Source organism: Borreliella bissettiae DN127, from assembly GCF_000222305.1.
GTDB lineage: Bacteria > Spirochaetota > Spirochaetia > Borreliales > Borreliaceae > Borreliella > Borreliella carolinensis.
Window position 1 is genome coordinate 72,614 of sequence record NC_015921.1, and the last position, 18,400, is coordinate 91,013.

The window sequence follows — 18,400 nt, forward strand, 5'->3', positions numbered from 1 at the left end:
AGAACAAACTTTTGGGCATTTTAGAAAAAATAAAAAATTTATTTAAAAACAAACAACAAGAAAATATTATTGAAAATCTAGAAGACATTTTATTAGAGTCAGACATTAATAATGAAATTGTAATAGAAATAATAAATAAATTAACAAAAGAAAAAAATAAAACTGAAAAAACCATTATTGAAAAACTAAAAGAACTTTTAAGTAATTATATTAACACAAAAAAATTTACTCTAGAAAATAACAAACTAAACATTTTGCTAATAGTTGGTATAAATGGAATTGGAAAAACATCAAGCATAGCAAAGCTTGCAAATAAATTAAAAAATGAAGGCAAAAATATTTTAATATCGGCCGCCGATACATTCAGAGCAGCTGCAATTGAACAAATGAAAATTTATGGAAAACAAATCGGGATCAAAGTAATATCTCAAAACCAAGGAAGCGATCCATCAGCTGTAATATTCGACAGCATTTCAAGCGCCAAGCTTAAAAATTACGATGCACTAATTATTGACACAGCCGGAAGATTGCAAAATAAAGAAAATTTAATAAAAGAGCTTCAAAAAATAAACAATGTAATATTAAAGCAAATAAAAAACACTAACATCAATTACCAAAAAATACTTGTAATAGATTCTACTATCGGAAAAAATGCAAATAGCCAAGCAGAAATTTTTAATAAAGCAATAGAAATAGACGGAATAATAATCACGAAACTTGATTCATCTTCAAGAGCAGGCACAATAATAAATATTTCTAAAATTATTGAAAAGCCCATATACTTTACTACATTTGGAGAAAAACTAAAAGATATTAAAGAATTTGATATTAATGAATATCTTAATAAATTACTATGAAAAAACAACAATTAATACTTCTTCTATTTATACCACAAATTATTTATGCAAAAAGCTATTTTGCATCTGATGCATTTTTCAATAAATATCAAAAATTAAACGAAAAACCAAAAACAGGTTTTTACATTGAATATTATTCTATTGATGATACCGAAAAGCTCTACTTATACAAAGAAAATAACTTAATAAAATACAAAACAATTCAAATCACAGAAAACACAAAAAAAATTACATACTATGATACAAAAGATACAAAAAAAACCGAAGAGGTTTACGACAATTTAAATAACAAAATACAAGAAATTGAATATGACAACAAAGGAAAAATTCTTGAAACAGCAAATTACTTTTATGAAAACGGGAACTTAATATCTAAAAATTTAAAAACAATACACCAAAACCCAAAATTAATATATTATTCTAAAGATGAAAATGGCAAATTACTAAAAATAACGGGATCAAATTTTCAAATTTGGAACTATGGAATTAATGGGGACATAAAATCTACATACTTTGACATCAAAAAAGCAACAACAAAAGTGATAAAATATGATGACAAAAAAAGAAATTCAAACAGTACAATAATTGTTAATAATAAAATAAAATCCAAAGAAAAAAACCAATATCTAGATGAAGGAGAAATGGTAAATACCTTTGAAGAAGAGAATACAAAAATCATATCTACCTACAAGACAAACAATCTGATTAAAGAAGAAACATATAAAAATAATGAACTTATAAAAATAAATGATTTTCAATACAACGAATCTGATCTGATAATTTTTCAAAACACTAAAGAAAAGGATAAAGACCAATACACCAATACTAAAATTGAATACGAATATAACAAAGACAATCAATTAAAAAGCAAAAAAATTTATGAGAACGATATAATTTATCTAAAAACCGAATACCACAATGATAATGAATATGAAGAAGAAATTTACTACAATAAAAAACCTGCTCTTAGGGTAAAACACAAGAACGGAAAAGTCACCGAAAAAAAACCAGTAGGAATAAATTAAATGGGTATAAGAAATTTTTTGCTTAAAAAATTAATACTAGAAGAAAAAAATAGCCTAGCCCTTACAATTGTAATAATATTAAGCATTGCCTTAGGTGAAATAATAATTATCCTAACAATATCAATCATGAATGGTTTTCAAAATGATTTTTTTCTCAGCATTACAAATGTGGAAAGTGGAAACTTAAAAATAGAAAATGAACTTACTCAAGAAGAAATCAAAGAAATTAAAAAGATTAAGGGAATAAAACATATAAATAAAATATACGAAACACAAGGCATTGGAATTCAAAATTATTATTATCCAACTATTTTAAATATCATTGCCGTTGATATTAAAGATCTCAAACAAGACCAAAATTTTATTTCATTTACAGGACTTAAAAAAGATGATCTAGATCTTAAAGACAATGAAATAATCATTGGAAATGTACTCTCCCACAATTTCAACCTATTCGAAAATGACCTGCTAGAATTAATAATAACCGATGAAATAAAAACACTTATATCACTAGAAAATGATATAAAAAGCTTTAAAATAAAATCGATTTTTAAAAGTAATTATGCAAAAATAAATGAAACTTTAATTTTCATGAATATAGACTATTTCATTAAAAATAAAATTTTACATAATTCTAGCATTAATTACCAAGTAAAAACAAAAAATTTAAATCCAAGTAATAAATTAATTGCAAAGATCAAGGCTATTAATCCGAAAATTAAAACAAAAACCTGGAATGAATACAATAAAGAATTCTATAAAATATTGAAAATAGAACGAAATACGATGCTAATTATTTTAGCAAGCATTTTCATTATTATTGCCGTTAATGCATATTATCTTCAAAAAAGAATAATAATAAACAAAAATAAAGCTATTTTAATACTATTAGCCATGGGACTTAGAATAAAAAAAATAAAGCAAATTTTTTTTATTCACTCAATAATAATCTGCACTGTAGGGGGATTTCTTGGCTTGGTGCTTGGCATTTCAATTTCCTTAAATATAAATGAAATTTTAAAAATAATTGACAATCTGATAAACACTTTAATAAATTTTTTAAATCAAATATTGGCTTTAAAAATAGATGGAATTAAAATACAAATAGTAAAAAATATAATTACTCCTAAGTTATTTTTAAGCGATTTGGCATTTACTTTCTGCTTTGCATGCTTTTCTACAATTTATTCAAGCGTGAAAGCAACAAAAAAAATTGGAAGTCAAAAAAACATTGAAACTATTAATGGGTAGTAAAATGGACAATGTATTAATTATAAAAAATCTTTGTAAAGCATATAAAAAAAATAAAACAAAAATTCAAGTAATAGAAAATTTAAACTTAACCGTAAAAAAAGGTGAATTTATTTCAATCCAAGGAAAAAGTGGCTGTGGAAAATCAACTCTTTTTAACATGATTTCAGGAATTGACAAAATAGATTCTGGAGAAATAATATCGTGTGGAATATTTTTGAAAAATGCAAATGAAAAAACACTAAGTTTGTACAAAAACAAAGAAATAGGTTTGATATTCCAAAATTATAATTTAATAAATGAATTTAGTGTAATTGAAAATATAATCTTACCCCAAATTATCTCGGGCCAAGAAACAAAAGAAACAATAAATAAAAAAGCTTTCGATCTCATGAAAATATTAAAAATAGAACACAGAGCAAATCATTATCCTTCAGAGCTCTCAGGGGGCGAAGCACAAAGAGTTGCTATTGCTAGAGCACTAATCAATGAACCGAATATAATATTGTGCGATGAACCTACGGGAAATTTAGACTTAAGCACAGCTAAAACTGTAGAAAATCTACTTATCAATACAGCAAAAAATTTTAAAAAAACATTAATACTAGTTAGTCACAATCCGCAATTTGCAAACAAAGCAGATTCAAAATACGAATTCAAAGATAGGACATTAAAAAAAATATGATACTAAAGCTACCAGAAATTATAAAAATTGCGTATTTAATTTTTAAAAATTCAACAAATAAAATAGCTTTAATAGGCTCTGGAATATCATTAAGTTTAGTAATGATCCCATTAATTATCGTTTACTATATGTCTAGCAACATTATGACTTCTACTATTAATAAATATATTGAAAGTGAAGGATTTTCAATGCAAATAGAATACAACGATACAAATATAACTTATTATCTAAAAGACAGATTAAGCTCTCTTAAAAAAAATTATAATTACAAAGATTTGAATTATTTTTTTGAGAAAAGAACTTATGGAATTATTGGAAATAATAAAAAACAAGGTGTATTAATAAGAGCAATAGAAAATAAATTCATATTAGAAAACAAATCAATAAAATTAATAAAAGGTACTAAAAATTTAAAAAAGAATTCTATACTCATTTCAAATCAAATAAAAAATAAACTTAATTTAAATCTTAATGAAAAAATTGATGTTTTGATTCCAAATACAAAAAACAACAAAATAATGCCCAGAATAAAAAAATTTAATATCTCGGGAATAATTGAAACCGGATTAAAAGATATCGATAATAATTTGGTGTTGATTTCTTTTGAAAACGAAAATTTAATGTCAAAAAAATTTTCAAAAAGCATACTTGGACTTAAAACAAATTCCAATTCCATAAAAAACAATGAAATCTTAAAACAGAATTTAGAAACCGAATTTCAAGAATTCCAAATAAAAACATTCTATGAACTTTACTCAAATAAATACAATAATCTAGATATAAGTAAAAAACTTTTAATATTCATTATGGCTTTGATTATAATATTTGCAAGCATCAATATATCTTCGTCCCTTTCAATGCTTATTTTTGAAAATAAAAAGAAAATTGCAATACTAAAATCAATTGGAATGAATAATTTAAACATAAAAATAATATTTCTTTTGATATCGCTCACATTAAGCACCACCTTTTGTGGAATTGGAATAATAATTGGAAATTATTTAACACTTAAAATATCTTATTTAATAAACTTTGTTGATAATGTTTTAAATTTTTTTTTAAAAATATTTGGAGAAGAAAATTCTGAAATATTAAACTCAGAATATTACGTATCTGAATTTCAAATACATTTAAGCTTAGGCTTTAGCTTAACACTTCTTGGCCTTTATATGTTGATAAACATTTTGACTACACTGATTCCGCTTAACATTGTCTCAAATCTAAAAGAAAAAGAAATCTTAAGATAGTTTTAAAGCTCTATTTAATCATAACATTATAAATTTTAATAGAAGAAAAATCCTTTTCAATTGTAGGATAAATCTCATTTGGGAAAATCGTACTAATTGTGAAACTCTGCTTGGATTTAGATTTTAAAAAAGAATTAGCAGAAGAGATTAATTTGCGTCGCAAAGACCTAATGATCCTACCCTCCTTATCAATATAACCAATTTCAATCTCCAAATTTTTAATAATATCTTTTGAAGAATTGAAAACTTCTATCACAGTATTTGCCTTATAAATCCCAAAAGACTTTTGAAAATAATTTCCAATATATTTAAATTTTAATATAAAAGAATCTGAGTCAAGATTTACGCCAATTTTATCATCAACATTTTCAAAAAAATCAATGTCAATAATATCTAATACTATTTTTTTAGGATTAACATCGATAGCTCTTGGTATACTTGATATAACATCAATTGGAATATAAACATCTTTGCCCCATTTTGCAAAAAAATCACTTTCTTTAGAAAAAACCTGATTCAACACAGATTTGCCAAGATCATCGTAAACTGTAACTCTGTAGGAAATCTTTTTAACAGGATACGTTGTTGAGACAACCCCCGCCTTAAGCTGATACAAATGCGCATCTTCAAACACCAAAACTTTAGCATCCTCTAGTTCTATGTAATAGAACTCTTTGGGACTAGAAATAAGATTAACAGCTTCAACTACTAAATCAGTAGCCATAGTAATAGGGGGAAGACCTTGCGATGTGAAAGAAGGAGCAAATTTTTCTTTTAAAGCCATTTTACCATTCCCATTCATACCCATAAAACTCTGAAAAGATCTGTAAGTAATCAAAGAAATACAAAATATTAAAATAGAACTTATAGCTAAAATTAACATTCTGTTCTTAGATTTCTTAAATTCATAATAGTCGATTAAATCTAAATCATCTCTTATTCCGAATTCTTTTGCTTGCAAAGTCAAATGAATCATTTTTTTTTTAGATTCTTTAGTATTTACCCTATCAGCAATTTCTTTAAAAAGAAAAAAAAATAAACTAAACATTGATTTGTCGTGAAGAGAATAAAAATAGATAGATTCAAGCTCTCTAAAAGCAATATCTATCTTGCCTATATCAAAAAATCTTTTTGCTCTCGCATAAGACCTTTTAAAATGGAGTCCTATATTTTCAATATCATTATCAGAAATATCTGATACTTCAATAATATTTTTAATACTCTTTGTGCTTAAAATTTTGTTTTTATACTTCCTAAGTTTTGACAAATAAATCTTAATTCTATCTTCGGATGTTTTACTATTCATTGTCTTCTAATTCATCAACTTTTTTCAAAAGCCAATAAGCAATATTTCTAGCAGTAGTCTTTGTAATAGAAATTCCTATAAAAGAGTTGATTAATACTATTTTCCCCTCTTCTCCACTTTTAAGCTCTTTTGAAACCTCTTCTAAAACACCTTCTTTAGTTTTTGTGTAAGCAATCTCTTCAGAAATCTCTGTGGACTCAAAAACAAGATCACAAAAAATCTCTCCTGTATTAGTTACATTCCCATAAATATTATTAACAGGAACTAATTTATAATCTTCGGCTTTTTCAAACCTATAAATTACTTCTTTCATATAAACGAGTATATCATAATCAAAAAACATAACCAATAAACAAAATTTATACAAAAAAATAAATTTGAATTTAAAAAAAAATGATTATTAATTAATAATCATTTTAAACTTTTTTTGTGAAGGAAAAAATAATGATATAATAATTAAAGGCTAAAAATTAATACAAAGGAACTTATAAGGATTATGGATTTCAAACAAATAAAAAGCAATGTCGAAAAGGTTAAATTTTTAAGAAAAGATTTTCCTATTTTAAATAAAAAGTTTGACAATAAGCATATAATTTATTTTGACAATGCAGCAACTTCTCAAAAGCCCAAAAACGTAATTTATTCTAACGTTGAATATTATGAAAATTACAACGCAAATGTGCACAGAAGCGGGCACAAATTTGCAATTCAATCGAGCATAAAGATAGAAAAAACAAGAGAACTTGTGAAAAATTTCATTAATGCAGAATCTGCAAAAAATATAATATTCACCTCTGGAACTACTGATGGAATCAATACTATTGCAAGCTCATTTTTTTACTCAAAATACTTTAAAAAAAAAGATGAAATTATTCTTACAACTCTTGAGCATAACAGTAATTTGCTTCCTTGGGTAAATCTTGCAAGTTTGGCTAATTTAACAATTAAATTAGCCAAGTTCAATGAAATGGGAATTATTACCCCTGAAGAAATTGAAAAACTTATTACAGAAAAAACAAAACTAATTAGTATTTCAGGAATAAATAATACCTTAGGAACCATTAATGATTTGGAATCTATTGGAAAAATCGCAAAAAAATACAATATATGTCTTTTTATAGATGCTGCACAAATGGCACCCCATATAAAAATAGATGTTAAAAAAATTGACTGTGATTTTTTGGTATTTTCTGGACATAAAATGCTTGCTCCAACAGGGATAGGAATTTTATACATTTCAAATAATATGGCTGAAAAACTTCATAGCTCAAAATTGGGAGGAAATACTGTAGAAGAAATATTTATAGAAAATGAAAAAATTAAATTCAAATCATCTGATGCTCCTAATAAATTTGAATCAGGAACCCCAAATATTGCAGGAATTGTCGGGCTTGAAGAGGCAATAAAATATATCAATAATATTTCTATGGATTTTATTTTAGAGCATGATCAGCAGTTAATCGAATATGGGGTAAAAAAATTACAAGAGCTTGATGAAGTTGAATTTATATTAAATACAAATCTTAAAAGAAATTCAATAATATCATTTACAGTAAAAAATATTCACTCCCACGATATTGAAACCTATCTAGATACAATGGGAATAGCAACCAGAGCCGGAAAAACTTGTTCATATGTAGCATTTTTCCCAGAAAATTTAAATAAAAACCATCTTTTAAGAATTAGCTTTTATTTTTATAATACTCAAGAAGAAATTGATAATTTTATATTGGGATTAAAAAAAGTAATAAAAGAGCTTTCATAAAAATTTATAAAATAAAGATCTTAACAAAGTTAATCAAAAATTTGATTTTTGATTAACTTTAATTTTAGGACCATCTTTTATTATTGATTTAATAAATCAAAGAAAATAAAATTAAATTATGCTCACTGAAAAAACTAAAAAAGAATTAATAAGGCTTAGTAAAGTAAATAATTACGTAATAAAAGTAGAAACAACCCAGAATTTCAAGCATCAATCTAAATGTGGAGATAAAATTTTATTCCAAATAATAGAAACAAATAATGGACAATTTAATTTAAAACATCATGCATCTGGATGCATAGTTTTACTTGCAAGCGCCAACGCTTTAAATAAATTGTGCAATAACAAACCAAAACTCGAAATCCTAAATTTCGTGCAAAAAGTGATAAACAATGATTTTAAAAATCTAGATGAAATTGACACAAGTTTAAGAATTTTTGACGTATTTACAAATACAAATAGAAAAGACTGTTTTTTACTGCCATACAAATCATTAAAAGATAGTTTGGAAAACTACAAGCCTTTAAGGAGAGCTATTAGATGAAAATCTATTCACACTCATCAATCGGATATGAAGGAGAACTAATTGAGATTGAAATAGACATAAAAAAAGGAATTTCTGGAATTGATATTGTAGGACTTGCTGGGAGTGAAATTAAAGAATCAAGAGAAAGAGTAAAATCAGCTATCAAGAATTCAAATTTTAATTTTCCTAAAGATAGAATATTAATAAATCTTGCACCAGCCGGAATTAAAAAGCTTGGAACAGCTTTTGACCTTTCAATTGCTATTAGCATTATTAAAATCCAAGAAAGCAAAGATAATAAAAATTTAGAAATCTTAATATTGGGAGAATTACAATTAGATGGCAAAATAAGATCAATAAAAGCAGTTTTACCAGCAATTGCTCTTGCCAAAGAGAAGGAAATAAAATTTGCAATAGTTCCTTTTGAAAATTTAGAAGAAGCCCGCCTAATAGATGGCTTGAATATTTGGGGTGTTAAAGATTTAAAAGAAACTATAAAAATCATAGAACAATTAAACGGCAATATACTTCCTCCAAGAACAAATACCAAACAATCAAAAATTGAAGAAGATTCTATTTTAGATTACGACTTTAAGAATATAAAAGGACAACAAAGAGCAAAAAGAGCAATTGAAATAGCAATTGCCGGTGGACATAACATCATGCTATTTGGTCCACCTGGAAGCGGAAAAACACTTAGCATTAAATGCGCCCAATCTATTCTTCCTCCACTTACAAACAAAGAGCTTATAGAAACAAATAGAATATGGTCAATATCGGGGAAATTAATAGACAGCAAGATAATAAAACAAAGACCCTTTAGAAATCCTCACCATACTGCCAGTAAAGAGGGAATAATCGGAGGGGGCCCTAATCCTTTGCCTGGAGAAGTGTCTCTTGCCCACAACGGAATATTATTTCTAGATGAGGCTTTGGAATTTAAAAAATCTATCTTACAATCTTTGCGCGAACCTATTGAAGACAAATCAATTTCAATCTCAAGGGCAAGTTCTAAATTATTCAAATACCCTGCCAATTTCCAACTAATACTTGCAATGAATCTTTGTCCTTGTGGAAATCTTGGGAAAAAAAATACAGACTGTTTTTGCTCACAACAAGAAATTTCAAATTATTGGAAAAAACTTGGAGCGGCAATGCTTGATAGAATTGATATTAGAGTTCCAACAAGAGCAATTAATAATGAAAAATTATTCAGCGAAACAAGCGAAAGTTCAAGCGAAATAAAAAAAAGAATAATAAAAGCAAGAAATATTCAAAATATAAGATACGAAAATTTTGCAAACATAAATAAAAATTCCGATCTTAATGCCGATCACATCGAAAAATTTTGCGAATTAAGTGCAATCTTAAAAAATGATTTGATTTACATTCTAAACAAACTCAACATATCTTCAAGAGCAACACATTCAATACTAAAAATTGCAAGAACAATCTCCGATTTAAAGGAAGAAAAAAACATTTCAAGAGAAGCCTTACTTGAAGCAATTGAACACAGAAAAAACGGAGAAAATATGCTTGAAAAATGAAAACCCCCAATATTTAGGGGTCTTTATACTAAAATTCTATTTTATCGATATAGCTTTTAAGCTGATTAGCAGAACTGTTAAACCTCTCAAGCTCTTTAGGGCTTATCTTAAAGTTTAAAACTTCTTTGACTCCTTCTTTGCAAACTATGGCAGGTGCTCCAATATAAATATCTTTAACTAATCCCCCATACTGACCATCGATATAAGAAGATATTGGCAAAATAATATTCTGATCTCCGATTATTGCATTTACAATATTCTTAATACCAAGTCCAATAGCATAATAGGTTGCCCCCTTAAGCTTAATCACCTCATAAGCAGCATTCACAACCTTTTTATGAATTTCATCAAGCTCAGGTTCGGTTATTTTGCCTTCAGCAAGATATTCTGATAAAGGTTTCATTGCTATTTTTGTTTCATCCCAAGTAGCAAAAGAACTGTCACCATGCTCACCCATAATATATGAATGTATATTTTGAGTGTTTACATTAAAACGATCACTTAAAAAATATCTAAGTCTTGAAGTATCAAGAATGGTGCCAGTACCAATAACCCTATGAATAGGAAATTTGGAATATTTCATTGTAACATAAGTCATAATGTCTACAGGATTACTTGCAACTACAAAAATACCATCAAAACCACTAGATACAACATTAGTTACAATATCTTTAAAAATTTTAGAATTTTTATCAACCAAATCAAGTCTTGTTTCACCAGGTTTTTGATTAAGCCCTGCTGTAATTACAACAATATCTGCATTAGCACAATCTTTGTAAGTTCCAAACAATACATTAATATTCTTCTTTAAAAACATTTGGCCATGATTAAGGTCCATGACCTCACCTTTTGCTTTATTTTCATTAACATCGATAATCACAAATTCATGTACAAGCGAATTGTCTATTGTCAAAGCATAAGCAAAGCTTGAACCCACTCCGCCAGCTCCAATAAGAACAACTTTATTAGACTTAAGCATAAATTACTCCATATAAATTTAAAACTACATACAACTAATTTTAAATAAGTAATGATAAAAATATTCTATCCCATTTTCAAGGGCTTTGCCAATCACATGACTTTAAAAATTAAAAACAAATTTAATTATCATTGGATTTTAGAACCGCGAGAAAAGCACTTTGTGGAATTTCAACATTTCCCACCATCTTCATTCGCTTTTTACCTTCTTTTTGCTTTTCTAAAAGTTTCCTCTTGCGAGTAATATCACCACCATAACACTTGGCAGTAACATCTTTTCTAACGGGAGAGATTGTCTCTCGAGCAATAACATTAGAGCCAATAGCGCCTTGAATAGCTATTCTAAACTGTTGCCTTGCTATTTCATCTTTCAATTTTTTACAAATCCCAATAGCCTTGGTTCTGGCAATATCTTTAAAAACCAATTGAGATAGTGCATCAACTCTATCTCCATTGACTAATATATCTAATCTTACTAAATCTGTATATTCATAATCTAAAAGTTCATAATCAAAAGAAGCATATCCGCGACTTACAGATTTAATCTTGTCATAAAAATCAAAAAGGATTTCAGAAAGGGGCATTTTATAAATAAGTTCAACACGCTTAGTATCAAGATAAATCAAGTTTGTCTGCACTCCTCTTTTTAATAAACATACACTCATAATATTCCCCAAAAATTCTGTAGGGACAATAATATTAGCCTTAATATAAGGCTCAAGAACGCTTTCAATAGCTTCATTTCCAGGAAATTGCTCAGGGGTTTCAATAAAATAAGGCTCTCCCTTTTTAGGGATTATTTTGTATCTAACAGAAGGAGAAGTCAATATCACATTTAAATTAAATTCGCGCTCAATGCGCTCTTGAATAACTTCTAAATGCAAAAGACCAAGAAATCCGCATTTAAAACCATGCCCAAGCGCCGATGATGAATCTTTTTCAAATGTTAACGACGCATCATTAAGCTTTAATCTATCCATTGCCTTTAAAAGATCATCATATTGATTGGCATCAACCGGATACACCGAAGAGAATACTACAGGCTTAACTTCTTTAAATCCCTCAAGAGGAGATAATGCGGGAAAATCACAAAGGGTTACTGTATCTCCAATCTTCACATCTGATATATTTTTTATTCCTGCAATAAAATATCCAACATCTCCTGCTTCTAGATTATCTTTTCTTTCAAGTGATATTTTAAAAATTCCAATCTCTTCAATTAAATGCTCGCTATTAGTATGCATTAACCTAATCTTATCGCCTGTTTTGATTTGTCCTTCAAAAATCCTAAAATGAACAACAACCCCCCTATAAGAATCATAATGTGAATCAAAAATTAATGCTCTTAATGGGGCCTTAACACTTCCTTTAGGAGATGGCACGTACTTACAAATAGCTTCAAGCAAATCATCAATTCCTATTCCATTCTTAGCAGAAATCAAAATAGCAATTTCTTCATTTAATCCTAAATCATTTTTTATTTGCTTTTTTACAAAATCAACATTAGCATTCGGAAGGTCTATCTTATTAATAACAGGAATAATTTCTAAATCATGCTCAAAAGCCATATAAAAATTAGAAACTGTTTGAGCTTGTATTCCCTGACTTGCGTCAATTAATAAAAGAGCACCTTCACAAGATGAAATTGCTCTTGAGACTTCATAAGAAAAATCAACATGGCCTGGGGTATCTACAAAATTTAACTCATAAAAATCACCGTCATTGCTTTTATAAGTAATTGTTACTGCCTGACTTTTTATTGTAATTCCTCTTTCTCGCTCAATATCCATACTGTCAAGCATTTGACTTTTAAAATCACGATCGGATATTATTTTAGCCTTTTGAATAAATCGATCAGCTAATGTAGATTTACCATGATCAATGTGTGCAATAATGCAAAAGTTTTTCTTACGAATACTAATACTATTCCCCCCCTGAACTACAAGTCAAGATTTAAAAATTATTTTTTTTAAAATATACAGAATTTTTAATTTGACTTCTTGATTTCGCAATATAAGGAGAAAATCCTGGTGCAAGATCTACTATTAATTTCCAAGTATCTATTGCTCTAAATTTATAATCGCCATTAGAATATGCATAAGTAGCAGCAGCAACATTATAAACTATTTCCCAAAAATCTGTAGATTCAAAAGCATTTTTTATTGCCTTATACTCATTAATTTTTTGAACAAAAGACCTTAAATTTCTAAACTGATACACAGGTTCATAATAACAAACATAATCATACATTCTTGTTAAAATTCCTACTGCGGCTATAAGTCCATGAGTAATTGAAAGTTCATAAGCTTTTAAGCGCAAATAAACTTTTGACAATAATTGATGAGTATCAATAACATTGTAGTTTTTAAATCTGTAAAGATTAAAAGTAAAATCAATACCAAAAGCTCCTCTTACTTGTTTTAAATAAGAAGTTAAATAAAATGAAACATTAAATTCATTATTTGACATACTACTTTCGCCCTGAGAATAATCATGATAACTGTAATAATCTTTTTTAGTTGAAAACTTGTTTAATATGTCATTCAAATAATCTATCGTATCAACATAATTATTCTCAAGTTCAGCCATTTTAGCTAAAGAAAAAAGTATTTTTTTTTCAAAAGATTCATCTAGTAAATAATCTTTGTCTTCAAAAGACTTGTAAAGGTTTAATTTTTCAAGAATAGCATTGCCAGACATACCATAAGCTACTGACAAATAATAACTGGCTTCAGGATAAACGCCCTTTCTAAGCAAAGCTTCCTGCAAATAATTAATAGCCTGTGTAAGATTAGATTTACTAAATTCAGATTTAGAATAAAGAAATTGCCTGCCTTTTTCAAGTAAAATCCAATACGGAAAATTTTTATTACTTGAAGAATTCGAAAAAATAGAAAAAGGCAAAGCAAAAAACAATAAAACCACATTTCTCATAATAATAAATATATTAAATTAACTCATAAATTACGAGAAAATTTAATATTAAAAGAAATAATAAATCAAAATTAAACAAACTTAAATATCATTAAGAATACCATTACAAAAAGAGCAACAGATTCAATTAATCCTAAAACTAATAGATATGTAGCAAATCCTTTCCCGGTCTCAGAAAATGCATCACAAGCGCCTGCTGCTGCTTTACCTTGAGCAAATCCAGAAACAGCAATAGCAAACCCACCACCAAGACCAGCTCCAAGCAACAACCATGGATTTGTCTGCATCATTACCTCATATAATGTGTTCATCAAAATATATCCATATATTATTTGGGTTAATGGTGCTGAAACAAAAACGATCAATAAAAATGGTGCTGGCTTTCCTTGCATATAGCATCTCTTCCATGCTCCAATAGCAGCACTACCTGCTGCCCCCATGCCCAACGCAGAACCTATTGCTGAGATTGTTAAAGCTGAATTAACTCCTATTAAACCTATATCCATAAGTACTCCTTTTTATTTATTTTTTCATTTTTCTAAAAGGCTTATAAGCATATCCACTCCATTCTTGCCCTAAATGGTTTGAAAATTCAAGCATATTAAGCCTTACTCCATGAACAATTACTGAAAGCAAAGATAACATTATATTTAAAACATGCCCAAAAAGTATAACAATAATTCCAACTACTACAAAACCAATATTAGAAGATTTTAACAAAGGTATTGACATAGTATTAAAACTTGCTGAGATTGAAAGTCCTGCAAGCCCAACTGCAAAAAGTCTAATATAAGATATTATATCTGCAAACCCCGAAACAGTGGTTAAAAACTGCTCTATAATACCCCCAAAACTTTTCAATATACACTTGAAAAAATTTGAGCCATCTTGCTTACTAAAAACAAATACAAGTACAACACCAAAATATATTACATTATAAACAGCATTATGCATGGGAAATCGAGATTGACTTAGTATTAAATTCAAAACAAGATAATAAAGTCCAAATATACACATAAGCCAACCAATCTGTGCAATTGAATGAATATAAGGCTTTTCTTTTACTTGTCTTAAAAAATTCCAAGCATGCGCTAATGAAATTTGCAAAACTCCTATTGAAAAACAAATAAAGATAATATTTTGTACACTATTTTTCTCTGTCAAATAACTAACTTTAAATGAATTTAAAATAGGAAACATTTCAAGAATTAAAGGACTACCAAACCAAGTCCCAGTCATGGCGCCATAAAGTATCGATGATACACTTAGATAAAATATTAACCCATGAACTGGCGTTAAGGGCTTGCCCTTAAAAAGAAAACTCAAACTAAGCAAAATTCCTATCAAAAAAAATATCACTCCATAAGCCGCATCACCTATGATCATACCAAAAAACACAAAGAAAAATAACATAAAGATAAAACTTATATCCCTTTCTTTATACCCAGGAATTGTCTCTAAAATATTAAAAATAGGTGCAGCCAAATTGGCAATTCCTTTTCTTTTTATATAAGTTGGAATAATATCATTTTCTTCAGGATCTGCAAATTGCACCGCAAAACCTGCTTTTAAAACTGCGCTTTTAAGAGATTCTTGACTTTCAGCTGGAACAAATCCTGTAATATACGAAAAATCCTCAAAATCGGTTTGCATATCAGCTAAAACTTGCTCAAACTCTACTATTTGATCGTAATTTTTTATCTCATCTCTTAAAATATCAATATATTTATTAAAAAGAGAAATTTGAGTCAATTTTTGATCTAAAATCTCATCAACAACCTTTAATTTATTATTAATATAATTAAGATCATAATTAAACTTAAACTCATCAGCAATTTCAATTTTTTGCTCAAACTCACCAACACTCACAAAATAAGAAGTGTTTTTTACGTTTTTAATCAAAAACACATTAACATTAGGGTCTCTTAATAAATTTTTATATTCACTTTTTTGAATTTTAAAAAATTGAATATAAATGTTAGACTCTTTCAATTTGTCAATATTCTCTAAAGAAAAATTTCCCCAAACAGAAATCAAATTCCTTTCATGCAATAAAGATCGTTTAATGTCTTGAAATTCTTTAATTTCATTACCTAAATTGACTATGCTTTTTGCAATATCTAAAAAATTTCCATTAGAAGATTTTAAAGCTTTAACGCCTCCATCTTCTCTAAGCAGAGAAAAAGCTTGTGTTAAAATTCGCCTATTATCAATGCTTTTTTGCAAAGACTCTGAATTCTTGCTGCAAGAATTAATGTGAACTGCTCCAAAGTCTCTTAAAATCTCTAATGATTCTTTTTTATATTTTGATAAAGTCAAAAGTAAAACTTTTTTCATTTTTACAATCATAAGCTGTTCCTATTTTTTTTTATCAAACTAGATTTAGCAATTTTACCTCTTACAACAGCCGCGGTTTGCTGATCTCCAAGATATATATTAATTTTTTTTATATTAGCCTTAGCTGTTGGTATCATAACTTTCTCAAATAAATTAACCCTCTGAGATGTTACTCGAAACTCTTTTAAAAGCAAATCAATCTGTTTTTTTAAAATTCTAAGTTCTACATCAATTTGAATCACAATTTTAAGAATTTCAATCCCTTTATCTACCCAATAAGGGGTAAAAAGTAAGTCATGCCTTATCTCTTCATATTCAATAGAATCGAATATAGGAATTGCAACCCCTGCAATATTTAAAGACTTTTGGACTACTGTTTTTACTTGAATCCAACTCTCAAAAGGAAATTTTTCGCTAAAAAGAGAAATCCAATTAGAAATACTCTCCTTAAGTTTTTGTTGCTCAAGTTTTTTAATTCTACAAGAATTCTCAATTTTAACAATTTCCATATAAAGCTGTTGCTTTTTAAGCTGCAAAGTAGGTAAATATCTCTTAAACATTTTAAGTTCATCTTTTTGCTTTTTAAGATCATTTTTGGTTAATTTAATTTTAGACATAATCAATAAGTCTCTTTTTTAGGCCAATACTTTTCAATAAGGTCTGTTTTTATTCCCGTTTCTTTTGGACTAAAACAACTAGCAAGAATCTCCCAGCCCAAATCTAAAGCCTCTTCTAGTGGAATATTAACAGACAAATCCATCATCTTGCTTTCAAACATATTGCTATACTTGAGCAATTTTTCATCCCACTTGGTCATATTAAATCCCATAGCCTTTTTTTCTACAGACTCTTTTGAAGATGCATAAAGCTTGATCATTGAATCCATTATAGTCCTATGATCGTCTCTAGTTCTACTATTTACCATTTGCTTAAGTCTTGAAAGCGATCCAAAAGGCTCTATCCTCCCGCCCTTTAAATAATACTGTCCTTCTGTAATATACCCGGTGTTATCAGGAACAGGATGAGTAACATCATCACCCGGCATTGTTGTAACCGCAAGTATTGTAATCGATCCTGCACCTTCAAAATCAATAGCTTTCTCATAACGATATGCAAGCTGAGAATATAAATCTCCGGGATAACCTCTATTAGAAGGTACTTGTTCCATTGTAATAGATATTTCTTTCATCGCATCAGCAAAATTTGTCATATCTGTAAGAAGCACCAAAACTTTTTTACCTTTAAGGGCAAACTTCTCAGCAACAGAAAGCGAAATATCAGGAACGGTTAAAGATTCAACAACAGAATCATTAGCGGTATGAACAAAAAAAATTGCCCTACTTAAAGCGCCACCTTTTTCTAAGGAATCTTTAAAAGTTAAATAATCATCATTCTTAAGCCCCATTCCGCCAAGAATTATTAAATCAACTTCTGCTTGAAGTGCAATTCTCACAAGCAGCTCATTATAAGGCTCCCCAGAAACAGAAAAAATTGGTAATTTTTGAGATTCAACAAGAGTGTTAAAAACATCTATCATTGGAAGCCCCGTTCTTATCATATTTCTAGGAACAATCCGTTTTGTAGGATTTGCAGAAGGCCCCCCAATTTCAATCAAACTATCATCAAGAGTAGGACCTCCGTCTCTAGGATTTCCAGAACCATCAAAAATTCTGCCCAACAAATTATCAGAAAATGAAACCTGCATTGAATGGCCCAAAAACTTTATCTCGTCTGACGTGGAAACACCTCTTGTGCCACCATAAACCTGAAGAGAAACTTTTTCTCGATCAAGCTTAATCACTTCGGCTAGAGAACTTGTATCTTTTGCTTTCACAATAGCAAGCTCACCATACTTAATGCCTTGAGCTGTAACAGTTATTACATTGCCTGCTATAGACTCTATTTTACTATAGACTCTTTTCATATATGTATTTCTCCAAAC

General features: G+C 28.3%; 17 protein-coding genes. 8 read left to right on the forward strand and 9 right to left on the reverse strand.

What is annotated here, in order from left to right:
• Positions 1-11 precede the first annotated feature (11 nt).
• Genes ftsY through BBIDN127_RS00390 form a run of 5 tightly spaced genes read left to right on the forward strand, consistent with a single transcriptional unit; the run spans position 12 to position 5,065 of the window.
• Positions 12-857, forward strand: coding sequence for a signal recognition particle-docking protein FtsY (gene ftsY, locus BBIDN127_RS00370; protein WP_014023334.1), 846 nt, complete (start codon positions 12-14; stop codon positions 855-857).
• Positions 854-1,882 (forward strand): hypothetical protein, encoded by a 1,029-nt coding sequence (locus BBIDN127_RS00375; RefSeq protein WP_014023335.1) that lies wholly within the window; start codon positions 854-856, stop codon positions 1,880-1,882. Before ftsY ends, BBIDN127_RS00375 begins: the two co-directional genes overlap by 4 nt.
• Positions 1,883-3,133: an ABC transporter permease gene (locus tag BBIDN127_RS00380; RefSeq protein ID WP_044054920.1), complete on the forward strand. Its 1,251-nt coding sequence runs from the start codon at positions 1,883-1,885 to the stop codon at positions 3,131-3,133.
• Between the two features lie 4 nt (positions 3,134-3,137).
• Complete coding sequence (locus BBIDN127_RS00385; RefSeq protein ID WP_014023338.1) at positions 3,138-3,818, forward strand: ABC transporter ATP-binding protein; 681 nt, start codon at positions 3,138-3,140, stop codon at positions 3,816-3,818.
• Complete coding sequence (locus BBIDN127_RS00390; RefSeq protein WP_014023339.1) at positions 3,815-5,065, forward strand: ABC transporter permease; 1,251 nt, start codon at positions 3,815-3,817, stop codon at positions 5,063-5,065. Before BBIDN127_RS00385 ends, BBIDN127_RS00390 begins: the two co-directional genes overlap by 4 nt.
• Before the next feature lie 10 nt (positions 5,066-5,075).
• On the opposite strand, the gene BBIDN127_RS00395 is transcribed toward BBIDN127_RS00390, so the two are convergent.
• Together BBIDN127_RS00395 and BBIDN127_RS00400 are read right to left on the reverse strand one after the other, a co-directional pair.
• Positions 5,076-6,371 carry a hypothetical protein gene (locus BBIDN127_RS00395; RefSeq protein WP_044054921.1) on the reverse strand — a complete coding sequence of 432 codons (1,296 nt, stop codon included), beginning with the start codon at positions 6,369-6,371 and terminating at the stop codon, positions 5,076-5,078.
• On the reverse strand, positions 6,364-6,684 hold the full coding sequence (locus BBIDN127_RS00400; protein WP_014023341.1) for a hypothetical protein: 321 nt from the start codon (positions 6,682-6,684) through the stop codon (positions 6,364-6,366). Before BBIDN127_RS00400 ends, BBIDN127_RS00395 begins: the two co-directional genes overlap by 8 nt.
• A 183-nt stretch (positions 6,685-6,867) precedes the next feature.
• Here BBIDN127_RS00400 and BBIDN127_RS00405 point away from each other — a divergent pair, with 183 nt between their 5' ends.
• The 3 genes from BBIDN127_RS00405 to BBIDN127_RS00415 all read left to right on the forward strand — a co-directional run bounded on the left by BBIDN127_RS00405 (position 6,868) and on the right by BBIDN127_RS00415 (position 10,209).
• Entirely contained in the window at positions 6,868-8,136 is a 1,269-nt protein-coding gene (locus tag BBIDN127_RS00405) for a cysteine desulfurase (protein ID WP_014023342.1), read from the forward strand.
• A 118-nt stretch (positions 8,137-8,254) separates the two neighbouring features.
• Positions 8,255-8,680, forward strand: a complete 426-nt coding sequence (locus tag BBIDN127_RS00410) for an iron-sulfur cluster assembly scaffold protein (protein ID WP_014023343.1) — start codon at positions 8,255-8,257, stop codon at positions 8,678-8,680.
• Positions 8,677-10,209 (forward strand): YifB family Mg chelatase-like AAA ATPase, encoded by a 1,533-nt coding sequence (locus BBIDN127_RS00415; RefSeq protein ID WP_014023344.1) that lies wholly within the window; start codon positions 8,677-8,679, stop codon positions 10,207-10,209. Before BBIDN127_RS00410 ends, BBIDN127_RS00415 begins: the two co-directional genes overlap by 4 nt.
• Positions 10,210-10,237: 28 nt before the next feature.
• Here the strand turns inward: BBIDN127_RS00415 and BBIDN127_RS00420 are convergent, their stop codons facing one another.
• The 7 genes from BBIDN127_RS00420 to BBIDN127_RS00450 all read right to left on the reverse strand — a co-directional run bounded on the left by BBIDN127_RS00420 (position 10,238) and on the right by BBIDN127_RS00450 (position 18,382).
• On the reverse strand, positions 10,238-11,188 hold the full coding sequence (locus BBIDN127_RS00420; RefSeq protein ID WP_014023345.1) for an L-lactate dehydrogenase: 951 nt from the start codon (positions 11,186-11,188) through the stop codon (positions 10,238-10,240).
• A gap of 121 nt (positions 11,189-11,309) precedes the next feature.
• Positions 11,310-13,109 (reverse strand): translation elongation factor 4, encoded by a 1,800-nt coding sequence (gene lepA, locus BBIDN127_RS00425; protein WP_081462126.1) that lies wholly within the window; start codon positions 13,107-13,109, stop codon positions 11,310-11,312.
• A gap of 31 nt (positions 13,110-13,140) precedes the next feature.
• Positions 13,141-14,121 (reverse strand): hypothetical protein, encoded by a 981-nt coding sequence (locus BBIDN127_RS00430; protein ID WP_014023347.1) that lies wholly within the window; start codon positions 14,119-14,121, stop codon positions 13,141-13,143.
• 71 nt (positions 14,122-14,192) lie between these two features.
• On the reverse strand, positions 14,193-14,627 hold the full coding sequence (locus BBIDN127_RS00435; RefSeq protein ID WP_004790144.1) for an ATP synthase subunit K: 435 nt from the start codon (positions 14,625-14,627) through the stop codon (positions 14,193-14,195).
• Between the two features lie 16 nt (positions 14,628-14,643).
• Positions 14,644-16,470, reverse strand: a complete 1,827-nt coding sequence (locus BBIDN127_RS00440) for a V-type ATP synthase subunit I (protein ID WP_014023348.1) — start codon at positions 16,468-16,470, stop codon at positions 14,644-14,646.
• On the reverse strand, positions 16,467-17,075 hold the full coding sequence (locus BBIDN127_RS00445; RefSeq protein WP_014023349.1) for a V-type ATP synthase subunit D: 609 nt from the start codon (positions 17,073-17,075) through the stop codon (positions 16,467-16,469). The genes BBIDN127_RS00440 and BBIDN127_RS00445 overlap by 4 nt, the downstream gene beginning before the upstream one ends.
• A 2-nt stretch (positions 17,076-17,077) precedes the next feature.
• Positions 17,078-18,382 (reverse strand): V-type ATP synthase subunit B, encoded by a 1,305-nt coding sequence (locus tag BBIDN127_RS00450; protein WP_014023350.1) that lies wholly within the window; start codon positions 18,380-18,382, stop codon positions 17,078-17,080.
• Between the last annotated feature and the right edge of the window lie 18 nt (positions 18,383-18,400).

Bases quoted from the DNA above. Each gene is read 5' to 3' on its own strand.
- BBIDN127_RS00375 (WP_014023335.1), top strand. From the start codon at position 854: ATGAAAAAACAACAATTAATACTTCTTCTATTTATACCACAAATTATT.
- BBIDN127_RS00380 (WP_044054920.1), top strand. From the start codon at position 1,883: ATGGGTATAAGAAATTTTTTGCTTAAAAAATTAATACTAGAAGAAAAA.
- BBIDN127_RS00385 (WP_014023338.1), top strand. From the start codon at position 3,138: ATGGACAATGTATTAATTATAAAAAATCTTTGTAAAGCATATAAAAAA.
- BBIDN127_RS00390 (WP_014023339.1), top strand. From the start codon at position 3,815: ATGATACTAAAGCTACCAGAAATTATAAAAATTGCGTATTTAATTTTT.
- BBIDN127_RS00395 (WP_044054921.1), bottom strand. From the start codon at position 6,371: ATGAATAGTAAAACATCCGAAGATAGAATTAAGATTTATTTGTCAAAA.
- BBIDN127_RS00400 (WP_014023341.1), bottom strand. From the start codon at position 6,684: ATGAAAGAAGTAATTTATAGGTTTGAAAAAGCCGAAGATTATAAATTA.
- BBIDN127_RS00405 (WP_014023342.1), top strand. From the start codon at position 6,868: ATGGATTTCAAACAAATAAAAAGCAATGTCGAAAAGGTTAAATTTTTA.
- BBIDN127_RS00410 (WP_014023343.1), top strand. From the start codon at position 8,255: ATGCTCACTGAAAAAACTAAAAAAGAATTAATAAGGCTTAGTAAAGTA.
- BBIDN127_RS00415 (WP_014023344.1), top strand. From the start codon at position 8,677: ATGAAAATCTATTCACACTCATCAATCGGATATGAAGGAGAACTAATT.
- BBIDN127_RS00420 (WP_014023345.1), bottom strand. From the start codon at position 11,188: ATGCTTAAGTCTAATAAAGTTGTTCTTATTGGAGCTGGCGGAGTGGGT.
- BBIDN127_RS00430 (WP_014023347.1), bottom strand. From the start codon at position 14,121: ATGAGAAATGTGGTTTTATTGTTTTTTGCTTTGCCTTTTTCTATTTTT.
- BBIDN127_RS00435 (WP_004790144.1), bottom strand. From the start codon at position 14,627: ATGGATATAGGTTTAATAGGAGTTAATTCAGCTTTAACAATCTCAGCA.
- BBIDN127_RS00440 (WP_014023348.1), bottom strand. From the start codon at position 16,470: ATGATTGTAAAAATGAAAAAAGTTTTACTTTTGACTTTATCAAAATAT.
- BBIDN127_RS00445 (WP_014023349.1), bottom strand. From the start codon at position 17,075: ATGTCTAAAATTAAATTAACCAAAAATGATCTTAAAAAGCAAAAAGAT.
- BBIDN127_RS00450 (WP_014023350.1), bottom strand. From the start codon at position 18,382: ATGAAAAGAGTCTATAGTAAAATAGAGTCTATAGCAGGCAATGTAATA.